Raw genomic sequence first — 13,207 nt, 5'->3', positions numbered from 1 at the left:
GAATGAGTCCATGAGCACCGACTCCGACAACCCGACGAACGGCGAGGACCGGGTGGACGCCGACCCGAACGCCCGGCGCAGCCGCAAGAGCATCGGCTTCCTGTCCTTCGGGCACTGGACGCCGCACCCGGAGTCGGGAACCCGCAGCGCTTCCAATGTGCTGCACCAGTCGATCGACCTCGCGCAGGCCGCGGAGGATGTGGGCGCGGACGGTGCATACTTCCGCGTGCATCACTTCGCCCGCCAGCTGGCCTCGCCGTTCCCGCTGCTGGCCGCGATCGGCGCGCGCACGAAGCGCATCGAGATCGGCACCGGCGTGATCGACATGCGCTACGAGAACCCCATGTACTTCGTGGAGGACGCGGGCGCCGCCGACCTCATCTCTGAAGGCCGACTGCAGCTGGGCATCTCACGGGGCTCACCCGAGCAGGTGATCGACGGTTGGAAGTACTTCGGCTATCAGCCCGCGTCGGATCAGGACGTCGACGGCGCCGAGGCCGCCCGGCAGAAGACGCTGCTGCTGCTGCAGCTGCTCGAGGGGCAGGGCTTCGCCCAGCCGAATCCGCGCCCGATGTTCCCCAACCCGCCGGGCCTGCTGCGGCTCGAGCCTCATTCGGACGGTCTGCGTCAGCGCATCTGGTGGGGTGCCGGATCCGATGCGACGGCGGTCTGGGCGGCCGAGCACGGCATGCACATGATGACCTCCACCCTGAAGTGGGACGAGTCGGGTGAGCCGCTGCACGTGCAGCAGGCCACGCAGATCCGCAAGTTCCGCGAGGAGTGGGCGCGGCACGACTGGGGCTTCGAGCCGCGTGTGTCGGTGTCGCGATCGATCTTCGCGATCACGAACGACGTGGACCGCCGCTACTTCCTCGGTTCCGGCGAGCGCAGCGACAGCTTCGGCTACATCGACGAGTCCACCCGTGCCGTCTTCGGGCGCTCCTACGCGGCGGAACCCGACGAGCTGATCGATCAGCTGCGGCAGGACGAGGCGATCGCCGAGGCCGACTCGCTGCTGCTCACCGTGCCGAACCAGCTCGGTGTCGACTACAACACGCACGTCATCGAGTCGATCCTGACCCACGTCGCCCCGGCGCTCGGCTGGCGCTGACCGATGGATCGGATCCGCCCGTTGGGGCCGGCGGAGCTCCGCGGCGACGCGTTCCGGCACCTGCTATGGCTGGCCGCCGAGCTCGACGACGACGAGCTGTCTCGGATCGCGCGCGAAGAGCTGCCGGCGCTCACGGTGCTCGGAGCCCGCGAGGAGGGCAGAGTCGTCGCGTTCGCGGCGTTCGATGAGCGGACGCGTCCCGTGACGATCGAGTACATCGCGGTCGACGAGGGTGCGCAGAGCCGCGGGTGGGGCACCGCACTGGTGCATGCCGTGCGCGAGCGCGCGGGCGAGCGCGGTGTGCGCGCCGAGACCGACGACGACGCGGTCGGCTTCTACCGTCGGCTCGGCTTCGAGATCGTCGCGGCCGAGGCCGATCCGCGTTGGCCCGGTCGCGCCCGGTACGACTGCGTGCTCGGTCAAAGGCCCTGACCGGCCTCCCACAATCTCTCCGTCTGGCCGGCGAGGAGGGCGTCGAGCGAGCTCGCCTGCGCGTCGGTCAGCGACGCGACGTAGTCGATGATTCCGCGGCCCACCGCGAGGCGACGCAGCTGCGTCACGTCGGTGGTGTCGAGCAGGTCCGGCTCCTCGCGCCGGAGCCGCATGTAGTCCTCCGTGGCGAGCTCGACGACGTCGACGAGCCGGCGCGGCGCGCGGCGTGCGTCGCGCGGGTCGTCGAGCCACGCCGCGAAGCCGTCGACGAGGCGCTCGAGGACCGAGGCCCGCCCTCTCTGGTACACGGCCAGATCGGGGCGGTGCAGGATGAAGCGTTGGTGCAGGAACTTCAGCACCGCCACCTCGTGCCACGCCGTTCGATCGAGGCTGACGTGTCCTGACCGGATGTCGGGGGAGCGGTATACACGCACGCGCGCCTGCAGATGGGCGATCCAGGCGCTCGTGAAGCGCGCGAGCCCCCGCTCGGAGGCGAGCGAGCCGTCGAACGGGCGCAAAAGCAGGCCATCGACGACCTCGTCCGACACCCTTGCCACCGCCTCGTCGAACGCGTCCGGGTCCGCGATCCAGGGGTCCTTCTCGGCGAGACGCCGCCAGAGCAGTTCGAGCGATCGCCCGGGCACGCGCTCTTCCGCACGCAGGTCGGCCAGACCCAGCCCCCGAAGATGAGAGAGCTCGCTGCGCCAGGTGCGGAACTCGGCGGAGATGATCGTCTGGTCCAGCAGGCCCGCGCGGTAGAAGTCGTCGAGGTCGTGCAGCGAGTACGCGATGTCGTCGGCGATGTCCATCACCGAGCACTCCACCGTCTGCTGCCCGGGCTCGATGCGCGGATACGCGGCCAGCGCCTCGCGCTGATCGTCGATGTCGAGCGCGTAGTACGAGAACTTGCCGGAGCCGCCCCGGCGTGCGCCCCCTTCGCCGCGGAGCCAGGGGTACTTCAGCACGGCGGCCCGCACGGCGGCGGTGAGGTTCAGGCCGACGCCGGGCTCGTCGTGCTCGTCGAGGCGGGTGATGATGCGGAACGTCTGCGCGTTCCCCTCGAAGCCCTCACGCAACCCGAAGCGCTCCCTCGCGAGGCGATCGAGCGTCTGCTCCCCGAGATGCCCGAACGGCGGGTGCCCCAGGTCGTGGGCAGCCGCGGCGGCCTGCACGACAACCGGATGGCAGCCGCCGAGCTCCTCGATCAGCCTTCCGTCGGCTCCGGGCAGGCTCGAGAGGTGCGTGGCGATGGCACGCGCGACGGCCGCGACCTTGATGGAGTGCGTGAGCCGGTTGTGCACCGCGAGACCGGCCCCCGTCTGAGAGATCACCTGCGTCACGGCGGACAGGCGTGAGTAGTAGGGGGAGAACCGCAGTCGCTCCACGTCGACGCGATACTCGGGGTGGCGCTCCACGCCCTGAATGTGATCGAGCGGCTCGGGGATGCGACGGGCGGCGCGCGGGTCCTCTGAGCGGGCGCTGCCCGGTCCGGCGTCAGCAGTGATGGCCATCACCACAGTGTCGCAGAGGGCACCGTGGACTCGCCGTCCGACGCCGTCCCGCGCCGGACGTCACCCCGCCTCGTCCGCTTCGGGCAGCGGGGTGCCCTGATGGTGCACGATCCGCCAACCCTCGGCGTCCCGGCGCCACAGGGAGGTGCGACGGGCACGCCGGCCGGCGCGGACCGAGGTCCATGTTGTCAGGACGAGGCCCGGTCCGACCGGCCTGCCGGCGAGATCGTGCACCTCGATGGGAGCGGCGTCGGTTTCGGCCGCGAGCATCTCCACGGTCCGGCCGCGGTCCCAGGTGCGACCGGACGCCCCGACTTCCGTGAAGTCCGGCGCCAGGAGCCCCGCGAGACGCTCGGAATCCCGCCTCAGGTCGGGGCTGTGGAGCTGGCGTTCGCGTTCGAGCACCTCCGTGACGTCGTTCGGGGTCGCCGCTGCCGAACCGCCGCGGAATCCTGGGCGCGAGCTGCGCTGCTCGAGACTCTCCAGCTCCTGAAACAGCGTCACCTGCAGCTCGCCGGGTGTGCGCACGCGGGAGTTCAGCGAGCGCCACGGCGTGACGCGTGCCGACGCTTCGAGCTGCGCCCCCGCGTCGACCAGCCGGTCGGTCGTGGCGGTGGTGTCGTCCACCTCGAACGCGATCCGCACGCGCTCGCTCGTGCCGCCGTCCGTCTCGATGCGGTCGATCATGTCCACCTGCGCGAGATTCGCGATCTCGAGCGTCGCGGTTCCCGCTTCGAGGATCGCCACGCGGGCTTCGCCATCGCCCGTGAAGGCGGCGCGCTCGGGCAGACCGAGCGCGTCTCGGAAGAGGCGGAGGGTGGCGTCGAAGTCATCGACGCCCACCACGACGCGAAGCTGTCGTACCGGGAGGGGGTTATCGCTCATGCCGACAACGCTAGGCCTCGCGCGGGGGTGCTGTGTGGGCGGCGAGCCGTCGGGAAGGGGTCGGCGCCGTGACGCCCGCGCGCGTCGCGCCTCAACGCACGGCGGGCTCGGCCATCGCAGCGACCTCGGCGATCACCCGCGGGTGGGCGAGGATCCGAAAGTGCCCGCCCGTTTCGAGCACGACATTGCGCGCGCCGGAGAGCTCGCTGCCGCCCGGGATGTGCGGATCGAAACGCCCATACAGCGAGACGATCCGCGCGTTCACCGCGGTCTCGCGGGCGAGGGCAAGAATCGTCGCGTTCCGCGGGGAGAAGCTGCGCAACGTGGGGGAGAGCATGAGCTGCGCGTAGCGCGAGCCGCCGAAGGGGGTGGCAACCGCCACCATGCCGCGCACGCGCGCTGCCGCCGGCGCGAGCGCCATGACGTGCTTGCCGATCAGTCCGCCCTTGCTGTGGGCCACGAGCACGACGTCACGCAGGTCGTGCGCCTCCAGGTGCTCGGCGACGAGTGCGGCCCCCGTCGCCACGGGCCGGCGATTGTGCCGCAACGGCTCGACCACGTGCACGGGGTGGCCGCGCTCGTGCAGCGCCACGATGAGCGGTTGGAGGAACTTCCACGTCTCGTACACGCCGGGAATCACGAGGATCGGTGTCTGCTCGCCCGTGCGGAACTGCTCGGGGTCGGTGCGGTTGCCGAAGGACCGGGCCTGCCAGAACGCCGCGTACGCGTAGTCGCGGAGCCACCAGTCGAGCGCGCGGATGGCGTTCACGGGCGCGGTCGGCATGCGTGCCATCCTGCTCCCTGCGCGCCGCGGATGCGACCGGTTGACAGGGCGTCGCATCCGATCAGGAATCGAGAAGCGGGGGCCGTGGTCCCCGGCGTAGCGTGTGGAACGAGCCGAACGGAAGGAGTCACGATGGCGACGAACGAGGGTCTGACCGCGGAGGAGCGGAAGGCCATCAAGGAGACGGCGAAGGAGCGGCGCCGCCCGAAGAAGAACGACGCGGCGGCGCTGGCGGAGGCGATCGCGGAGATGCCGGATGCGGATCGGGTGATCGCGGAGAGGGTGCGGGAGCTGGTCGCCGAGAACGCCCCGGACCTCGCGGCGAGCACCTGGTACGGCATGCCGGCGTGGAAGAACGCCAAGGGCAAGGTGGTGGTGTTCTTCCAGGCGGCGGCCAAGTTCAAGGCGCGCTACGCCACCATCGGGTTCGACGAGGCGGCCGCGCTCGATGAGGGCACGATGTGGCCGGTGAGCTTCGCCGTCACCGAGCTCGCACCCGCCGATGAGGAGCTGCTCGCCACGCTCATCCGGAGGGCCGTATCCTGACGATCCCACGGCTGAGCGCGGGGCGGCCCGAGTAGGGTTCTTGGGTGGACCTCGAGCTCGTCACCATCCCGGCCGGGACGGTCACGCTGCACGACGCGCGCCGCCGGGCGCGGCGGGCGGTCACGCTCGAGGCCTTCGAGATCGGCGCCTTCCCCGTCACCGAGGCGCAGCTGGCGGAGATGCTCGGCGTCACGGCCGAGCACCCCCGACGCCCGGCCGTCGAGGTGTCATGGCAGCGGGCCATCGCGTTCTGCAACGCGGCTAGCGAGTGGGAGGGCCTCGACCCGGCGTACACGTTCGACGGTGAGGACGTCACGTGGCACGTCGACGCCGACGGCTATCGTCTGCCGACCGAGGCGGAGTGGGAGCACGCGTGCCGCGCGGGCTCGAACGGTCCGCAGTACGGCCCCCTGGCCGACATCGCTTGGACCGAACGCGACGGCGTGACGCATCCGCAGGATGTCGGCGGCAAGCTGCCCAACCTGCACGGGATGTTCGACACCCTGGGCAACGTGTGGGAATGGTGCTGGGACCTGCTCGATCCCGCGCGCTACGCCGACTACCGGGTGTTCCGCGGCGGTGGCTTCGCCGACGCGGAGTGGAGCGTGCGCGCGTCGACGCGTCGCGGCGGAGCCCCGCGCCTGCACCAGGACGACATCGGGTTCCGCGTGGCGCGCGGCGGTTTCGATGCCGTCGGCGAGGCGCAGGGCTGGTCCGCCGCGGCGGACGAGGAGCGCGCACTCTGGGACGCCCCGGTGCCGTTCGGCTGGACGCCCCTCGGGCGCTGACCTTCCCTCAGACGCGCTCGACGGGCAGCCACAGCTCCGTCGTCGCGGTGCGGAAGTCCGGCGAGCGATCCAGAACCGCCACGATCGAGGGGCCAGGGCGCAGGCGCCACGGGTTGGACGGGAACCACTCCGTCGCCGTCGCGGCCCAGGTCGCCTGCAACGCATCGGGGTAGGCGCCGGTGGAACGGAACACCGCCCACGCGCCCGCCGGCGCCGTGATCGCGTCGAGGTCGTCCGGCACCGTGGCGCCGTCTTCCACGGCCACGCCGTGCAGGTACGTCAGCTCGGTGCCCTCGGGGTCGTCGGGCTCGATGTCGGCCGTCACCTGGAGCAGGCCGCTCGGCTCGGAGCTGCTGAGCTCTTTGAGCCGGGCGTGCGCGCTCGGCGGCAGCGCGGCGACGTGCTCCTGGATCTGTGGATTGATGCCGGCGTGGATGAGCGGCACGCGGGCGGCATGTCCGATGAGTCGAAAGGCCGGGCGGTCGACGATTCGGGCGTCCATGGGGGTGTTCCCTTCTACGGTCAGGCGGAACCTGAGTTGCGGTTGCGAGCGAAGAGGTCCGCCGTGGCGACGCACGTCCGCGGGGCTCACGCCATGCACGGCGCGGAACGCGCGTCCGAACGCCTCGGTCGAGCCGTAGCCGAACCGCACCGCGATACCGAGCAGATCCGCGCCGTCGACGACGTCAGCCGCGGCAACCGTCATCCGCCGACGCCGGACGTATTCCGACAACGGCATGCCGGCGAGTGACGAGAACATGCGGCGCGCGTGGTACTCGGTCGTGCCGAGGGCACCGACGATCCCCGCCACATCGATGTCCTCGGTGAGGCGGTCCTCGATTGCCTCGACGAGGCGGTTGAGTGTGGCGATCACGGCGTCTCCCTTCGCACACCAGCCTGGCCGCAGGCGGGGTGCCGTACCCGATCGTGCCGGTCTGATTCGATCAGTCGGTTCCGTCGCGCGTCATCGCGCGCGTCGTGCGCGCGGTCGGCCGTGCCGCCCACGGATCCTCCGGCCAGGGATGCTTGGGGTAGCGCCCCCGCATCTCCTTGCGCACTTCGCCATACGCCCCGTCCCAGAACGAGCGGAGGTCGTCCGTGACTGCCAACGGCTGACGAGCGGGGGAGAGGAGGTGGAACTGCACGGGGACGCGCCCGTCCACGAGGCGCGGCGTCTCGGCGAGGCCGAAGACCTCCTGCAGCTTGACCGCGACGACCGGCCGGCCGTCGCGGTCGTCCGGATCGGGGTACGCGATGCGCACGCGCGATCCCGAGGGCACCGCAAGCTGCTCGGGCGCGAGGACGTCGAGCCGCGCGGCGTCGGGCCACGGCAGGAGCCCCCGCAGCGCGCCCCGCAGATCCAGCCGCGTCAGCGGCGCGCCGAGCGGCAGCGACGCGAGCGCGGGCCCGAGCCATTCGTCCAGCCCGGCCAGCAAGGCGGGCTCCGAGACGTCGGGCCAGGGTTGGCCGACCGTCCGATGGAGGAGCGCCATGCGCGCACGAAGGTGTGCCGCCCCCTCCGACCACGGCAGCGCCGCCACACCGCGGCGGCGGATGTCGGCGGCGAAGGCGTGCGCGGAGTCCTCGGGCCGCGGCGCCACCGGCGTGGCCGACAGGAGGATCGCCCCGACTCGCCGCTCCTCGCGCACCCGGACGCGCCCGTCCTCGACCTCGGCGCGTCGCTGCGTTCGCACGAGCGCCCGGGCGATCCGCAGGGCGTCGTCCTCGTCGATCGCGGCGGCGAGCCGGATGACGGCGCCCGTGCCGTCGCCGGCGCGGCCCTCCACGCGCTGCACGCCGCGCACGGCGATCCATTCGCTGCCCGCGAGCGGGCTGCCCTCTGGCAGGGAGGCGCGGGTGCCGCTGGCGAGCACGTACGCCCGCGACCCGTCGTCGGCGCGTCGACCGATCCACTCCGGGCGGGCGAGAGCGACGAGAATTCCCGCCGCGCCCGGCCCGTGCCCGCTCTGGGCCTCTGGCGCGAGCCGCTCCAGCCGCCGCACCTCGTCCTGCCAGCGTGCCGCACCGGGTGCTTCGCCGCGGCGCAGGCGGCGCACGAGCTGATCCAGATCTGCACCGGCCTCGCGGTGGTCGCCCGACATGGCCGCCACCACCTCGGCGGCGCGGCGGGGCGCGATGCCCTCGTGCGCCGCCCCGAGCAGGGCGCGTGCGTCGCGCACCCCGAGCGGAAGGCGAGCGACCCGCGCGCCTTCGCCCGTCACGCGGCCGTCGTCGTCGACGAGCTCCAACGCACGCAGCGCCTCCCGGGCCCCGGTCATCGCGGCGGCCGGTGGCGGTGTGAGCAACGGCAAGCCCCGCGCCTCTGGGGTGCCCCACGCCGCCAGCAGCAGCGCCGCGTCCGTCAGATCGGCCGAAGCGATTTCGGGGTCCTGCGCCGGTCGGAAGGCGGCATAGTCGGCCTCGGAGTAGAGGCGGACGACGCGCCCGGGTCCCTCGCGGGCGGCGCGTCCGGCCCGCTGGTCCGCGCTGGCGCGCGATGCGCTCACGGTGACGAGTCCGGTCATGTCGCGCGCGCGGTCTCGCCGCACCTCTCGCGAGAGCCCGGCGTCGACGACGAGGCGCACGCCCGGCACGGTGAGCGAGCTCTCCGCCAGCGCGGTGCTGACGACGATCCGCGCCGGCTCGGACGGCACCCGCCGGCCCCTGACCGCGCGATCCTGCTCCGCGGGGGGGAGGCGGCCGTGCAGGGGCAGCACCTCTGTGGCGGGGGAGAGGGCACGGATGCGCGCGACGACATCGTCGACCTCGCGCGCGCCCGGCACGAAGACGAGCGCATCACGGCCCGAGGCGGCCTGGGCGCTGACGGCTGTGGACGCGACGTGGTCGAGGAACTCGCGGGTGACGCCGTGCGGGCCGACACGAGGCGCGGACGCGGGCGCGTACTCCAGGACCAGCGGGTGAAGCGGGGAGGGCACATGCACGACCGAGGCGGCCTCGCCCGACCCCAGCAACCGTGCGAGGGGAGCGGCGTCGACCGTGGCCGACATCGCGGCGAGCAGCAGGTCGTCGCGGAGGGCGCGGACCTCCGTGAGGATGCCCAGCAACAGGTCGCCGTCGAGGGATCGCTCATGCACCTCGTCGAGGATCACCGCCCCCACGCCTTCCATCGCCGGGTCGTCGAGCAGCCGTCGCAGGAGCACACCGGGGGTCACCACCTCGATGCGCGTCTGCGCCGAGACGACGCGCTCGCCCCGCACGGTGAAACCGACGGGCCCGCCGACCGCCGTGCCGTCCAGGGCCGCGATGCGCCGTGCCGCGGCCCGAACGGCGACGCGGCGCGGCTGCGTCACGATCACCCGGCCTCGGTTCCCCAGGGTGTTCGCGACGAGAGGTGGGAGGAAGGTCGTCTTTCCCGTCCCCGGTGGCGCGGTGACCACCATCGATCCCGTCGCCAGGGCCGCCGCGAGCTCCGCGCGAGCCGCCGCCACCGGCAATCCCGTGCCGATCGCGTCGAGATCGAAGGCCTGCGTATCGGGTGCCACCGCGCCATCCTCTCAGGCCGCCGCGCGCCTGAGCGCGACGGGGAAGCTTGCTGGCAAGACGCTGGATCGGCTCGTTACCAAACCGTGACCCTGCTTATCGTGGGCGGACCCAGGCGAGGGCCGCCGTCGTGTCCGCCCGAGAGCCCTCGCACCATGACCCGAGTCGACTCCGGCCGGGCGGAGCCCGCATCATGCGGGAAGACGGGGCCGCGGAGGTGTCTGTGTACCTGAAGAAGAACCCGAACCGCTCGTCCATGTCGCGCGCGGCGCGCATCACGACCGGTGGCCTCGCCGTCGCGGGCGCCGCTCTCGCCGGTGCCGTCCTCGCGCCGACGGCGGCGAACGCCGCGGACGGGGCGACGTGGGACGCGCTCGCGCAGTGCGAGTCGGGCGGCAACTGGTCGATCAACACCGGGAACGGTTACTACGGCGGGCTGCAGTTCTCGATGTCGACGTGGCAGGCGAACGGCGGAGTCGGCAACCCGGCCGATGCGTCCCGCGAGGAGCAGATCCGCGTCGCGGAGAACGTGCTCGCCACCCAGGGCTGGGGTGCCTGGCCTACGTGCTCGGCGAAGATCGGCGCCTCGGGTGCGGCGGAGCCGAGCCAGGCGGCGCCCGCGCCGGCCCCCGCCGGCGACGCGCCCGCCGCCCCGGCGCAGCAGCAGCCGGCGGCCGCGCCCGAGCCGGACTACACGCTCCCCGACGTGGAGGCGTCTGACGAGACGTACACGGTGCAGTCCGGCGACACGCTGTTCGAGATCGCGCAGGAGCACGAGCTCGACAGCGGCTGGCTCGGCATCTACGCCGTCAACCAGGACGCCATCGACAACCCCGACGTCATCGTCACGGGCCAGGAGCTCGTCCTGCCCACGTCGTGATGTCCGGCCCCGTGGGCGCGCTCTCCGCGCCCACGGGGCGCCTCGCTCCGTCCCCGGCTCTGGCCGACGAGCGCTGGAGCCGTCACACTCGAGACATGACGGGCGATGACTGGGTCCTGCACGTGGACATGGATCAGTTCATCGCCGCGGTCGAGATCCTGCGCCGACCCGAGCTCGCCGGGCGGCCGGTCATCGTCGGCGGGCGGGGAGACCCCACGGAGCGGGCGGTCGTCTCGACGGCGTCGTACGAGGCCCGCGCGTACGGCATCCGATCGGGGATGCCGCTCAAGATCGCCGCGCGGAAGGCGCCGGACGACGCCGTGTTCCTTCCGGTGGATCGGGCAGCGTACGACGCGGCGTCGCACGACGTCATGGCGGCGCTGCGGTCGCTGCCGGATGTCGTCCTCGAGGTTCTCGGCTGGGACGAGTGCTTCCTGGGTGCGCACACCGCGGATCCCGAGTCCGTGGCGCGGGATGCGCAGGCGGCCGTGTGGGATGCCACTCGGCTGCACTGCACGGTCGGGATCGGCGACAACAAGGTGCGGGCGAAGATCGCAACCGAGTTCGGCAAGCCGCGCGGCGTCTACCGACTCACCGCCGACAACTGGTTCGAGGTGATGGGGGAGCGGCCCACGCGGTCCCTGTGGGGCGTCGGCTCCCGTGTGGAGAAGCGCCTCGCCGCGCGGGGGATCCATACGGTGCGTGCGCTCGCTGCGGCCGATCCGCAGGAGCTCGTGGCCGAGTTCGGTCCCAGGATGGGTGTTTGGTACCACGAGCTCGGGCGCGGGATCGGTCCTCGCGCCGTCGACGACTCGCCCTGGGTCGCGCGGGGTCACAGTCGCGAGACGACCTACCAGCGCAACCTCGTCACGCGCGAAGAGGTGCGCGAGGCGGTGCGGGAGCTGGCGGTGCAGGCCGCGGCCGACTGCGCCGCCGAGGATCGCCCCGTCACCCGTGTGCACGTGAAGGTCCGGTATGCGCCCTTCGAGACGCGCACCCTGGGGCGCAAGCTCCCCGCGCCGACACGGCGCACGGAGGACATCGTCGCGGCGGCCCTGGAGCTCTGCGACCGGCTGGAGGATCGCGAGATCCGCCTGCTGGGCGTCCGTGCCGAGATGGCGATGCCCGAGGGCGGCGATCCGGCCGAGCGCACGCCCGTGCGCGGCCGTCTGTGAGTGGGCCCCCGACGGCGCAGCATCACCCGCGGCGGGCCGCCCGGCGCTTCTCCGTCAGCGCCGACGCCCCTCGCCCGACAGTCCCGTGGTGAGGGCGTCGCTCGTCATCGCGCCTTCGCCGTCCCTATCGGCGTCGGTCTCTGCGGCGGCAGAGAACCCGCGCCAGACAGCCCTCAGCACGTCGACGACCTCGTCGGGGCGAGCTCCGGCGGCGTCCGCCTCGGTCACCAAAGCGCGAACGTGCCGCATGACCGACCGGGGGAACGCGGCCGCACCGGGCGCGACGCGGGTGCCCGCCGCTGTGCGGCTCACGACAAGCCCGTCCTGCTCGAGCATCTTGTAGGCCTTCGCGACCGTGCCGGTGGCGACGCCGAGATCGCTCGCCGTCTGGCGGACGGTCGGCAGCCGCTCGTTCACGCCGAGCTGTCCGGAGACGATCAACCCCCGCAGCTGCCTGTAGATGGCGATCGTCGGGCCTCCTTCGTCCGCCAGAGGCACGAGCGGGGCGGCCGTCACCGCACCGCTCCCACAAGGGCGGTCGGATCGGTTGCCGACCCGTGCGGATCGAGTGCCTCACGGCGACGCAACAGCCGAGTGGCGAACAGCAGCAGGACCAGGGCCGCCGTCTCGAGCACCGGCGCGCACCAGCCGGCGGCCGCCGCCACCTCCCCATACCGCCAGGCGACGTCGTACGAGGCGCCGCCGTTCACGCCCTCCACCACCAATCCCGAGACCGATCCGGCATCCCCGATGAGCCGCCACGCGGCCGCCAGCGCGAGCACAATGCTCGCCGTCATGATCCGCATCGTCCCGCTCGAGACCTCGCGACGAGCAACACGCTCCGCGCCGACGGTCTCCGGGCGGATGTACGGGCGCACGGCGTTTGCCTGCAGGCAGGTGAGCGTCACGACCAGCAACCCGCCCAAGCCGAGCATGACCGGCAGCCCGTACGCCCAGCCGTAAAACCACACGCGGATCGGATCGACCGAGGGCTCGTTCGGCACGGGCAGCTCAAGCCATACGTACCGCCCACGACCATCGGGCGAGGACGAGAGGCCGGCGCCGACGGTCGTGATGAGCAGGGTGACGAACGCCGCTGCGGCGGCCGCCACGCCCCAGCGGGGGGCGAAGGTCCACCAGGTGCGGCGCTGGGTCGTCATCGTCGGCGCCTGGGGCGCACGCGTGCCGCGGAGGACGATCAGGGCGGCGAGAACGATCAGCCCGATCGCGCTCACCCCCAGCGGGAGCACGTAGCGCCACCAGGAAACGGCGTCGTCGGGACGACCGACGACGCCTCCCACAGCCTGGCCGACGAACGCGACGAGCATCGCGATGGCTGTGACGCCCAGCGCCCGGCGCTCCGGCAGATGGCGCGCCTCCGCGGAACGGGCAACGCCGGCGCCCGCGGGCGTCACCCGCCGAACGGCTCGACTATGCGGGGTGAAAGCGACGACGCCGAGCGTGACGACGACGGCGGCGAGCAGGGAGGTGAGGGGCTGCGCGAGGGCCGCCGTTGCGAGACCGAGAGGGTCGATCAGGGTGGGTGCGTGGTGCGACATTTCGCCTCCGCTCAGGAACTTGTTCTGCATGTCTA

13 protein-coding genes are annotated in these 13,207 nt (G+C 72.5%); 6 read left to right on the top strand and 7 right to left on the bottom strand.

Going from position 1 to position 13,207, the window contains the following annotated elements; all coding sequences use genetic code 11:
• The first annotated feature begins 10 nt into the window (after positions 1 to 10).
• Positions 11 to 1,111: an LLM class flavin-dependent oxidoreductase gene (locus N8N77_RS01085; protein ID WP_261163975.1), complete on the top strand. Its 1,101-nt coding sequence runs from the start codon at positions 11 to 13 to the stop codon at positions 1,109 to 1,111.
• Between the two features lie 3 nt (positions 1,112 to 1,114).
• The gene (locus N8N77_RS01080; RefSeq protein ID WP_261163974.1) at positions 1,115 to 1,543 is read left to right on the top strand and encodes a GNAT family N-acetyltransferase; all 429 of its coding nucleotides are present in this window, start codon (positions 1,115 to 1,117) and stop codon (positions 1,541 to 1,543) included.
• On the opposite strand, the gene N8N77_RS01075 is transcribed toward N8N77_RS01080, so the two are convergent.
• From N8N77_RS01075 to N8N77_RS01065, 3 genes are all read right to left on the bottom strand, one after another.
• Positions 1,531 to 3,054 (bottom strand): deoxyguanosinetriphosphate triphosphohydrolase family protein, encoded by a 1,524-nt coding sequence (locus N8N77_RS01075; protein WP_261163973.1) that lies wholly within the window; start codon positions 3,052 to 3,054, stop codon positions 1,531 to 1,533. The genes N8N77_RS01080 and N8N77_RS01075 overlap by 13 nt on opposite strands.
• Positions 3,055 to 3,114: 60 nt before the next feature.
• The gene (locus N8N77_RS01070) at positions 3,115 to 3,939 is read right to left on the bottom strand and encodes a DUF4440 domain-containing protein (RefSeq protein WP_261163972.1); all 825 of its coding nucleotides are present in this window, start codon (positions 3,937 to 3,939) and stop codon (positions 3,115 to 3,117) included.
• A 91-nt stretch (positions 3,940 to 4,030) separates the two neighbouring features.
• Entirely contained in the window at positions 4,031 to 4,723 is a 693-nt protein-coding gene (locus tag N8N77_RS01065; protein WP_261163971.1) for a triacylglycerol lipase, read from the bottom strand.
• Positions 4,724 to 4,855: 132 nt separating this feature from the next.
• On the opposite strand from N8N77_RS01065, the gene N8N77_RS01060 reads away from it, so the two are divergent.
• Together N8N77_RS01060 and N8N77_RS01055 are read left to right on the top strand one after the other, a co-directional pair.
• A complete protein-coding gene (locus N8N77_RS01060; RefSeq protein ID WP_261163970.1) occupies positions 4,856 to 5,269 on the top strand; it encodes an iron chaperone in 414 nt (137 codons plus the stop codon).
• Positions 5,270 to 5,313: 44 nt separating this feature from the next.
• The gene (locus N8N77_RS01055) at positions 5,314 to 6,057 is read left to right on the top strand and encodes a formylglycine-generating enzyme family protein (RefSeq protein WP_261163969.1); all 744 of its coding nucleotides are present in this window, start codon (positions 5,314 to 5,316) and stop codon (positions 6,055 to 6,057) included.
• Positions 6,058 to 6,064: 7 nt separating this feature from the next.
• Here the strand turns inward: N8N77_RS01055 and N8N77_RS01050 are convergent, their stop codons facing one another.
• Positions 6,065 to 6,931 carry an AraC family transcriptional regulator gene (locus N8N77_RS01050; protein WP_261163968.1) on the bottom strand — a complete coding sequence of 289 codons (867 nt, stop codon included), beginning with the start codon at positions 6,929 to 6,931 and terminating at the stop codon, positions 6,065 to 6,067.
• 70 nt (positions 6,932 to 7,001) lie between these two features.
• A complete protein-coding gene (gene hrpB / locus N8N77_RS01045) occupies positions 7,002 to 9,560 on the bottom strand; it encodes an ATP-dependent helicase HrpB (protein WP_261163966.1) in 2,559 nt (852 codons plus the stop codon).
• 221 nt (positions 9,561 to 9,781) lie between these two features.
• Here hrpB and N8N77_RS13420 point away from each other — a divergent pair, with 221 nt between their 5' ends.
• Together N8N77_RS13420 and N8N77_RS01030 are read left to right on the top strand one after the other, a co-directional pair.
• Entirely contained in the window at positions 9,782 to 10,438 is a 657-nt protein-coding gene (locus tag N8N77_RS13420; RefSeq protein ID WP_314732499.1) for a transglycosylase family protein, read from the top strand.
• Positions 10,439 to 10,533: 95 nt separating this feature from the next.
• Complete coding sequence (locus N8N77_RS01030) at positions 10,534 to 11,613, top strand: DNA polymerase IV (RefSeq protein ID WP_261163965.1); 1,080 nt, start codon at positions 10,534 to 10,536, stop codon at positions 11,611 to 11,613.
• Between the two features lie 54 nt (positions 11,614 to 11,667).
• Here the strand turns inward: N8N77_RS01030 and N8N77_RS01025 are convergent, their stop codons facing one another.
• A complete protein-coding gene (locus N8N77_RS01025) occupies positions 11,668 to 12,129 on the bottom strand; it encodes a GntR family transcriptional regulator (RefSeq protein ID WP_261163963.1) in 462 nt (153 codons plus the stop codon).
• Complete coding sequence (locus N8N77_RS01020; protein WP_261163962.1) at positions 12,126 to 13,172, bottom strand: hypothetical protein; 1,047 nt, start codon at positions 13,170 to 13,172, stop codon at positions 12,126 to 12,128. Before N8N77_RS01020 ends, N8N77_RS01025 begins: the two co-directional genes overlap by 4 nt.
• Between the last annotated feature and the right edge of the window lie 35 nt (positions 13,173 to 13,207).

The organism is Microbacterium sp. Marseille-Q6965, assembly GCF_946151065.1.
In the GTDB taxonomy this organism is placed as follows: domain Bacteria; phylum Actinomycetota; class Actinomycetes; order Actinomycetales; family Microbacteriaceae; genus Microbacterium.
This window is presented reverse-complemented; position numbering and strand designations above follow the sequence as displayed.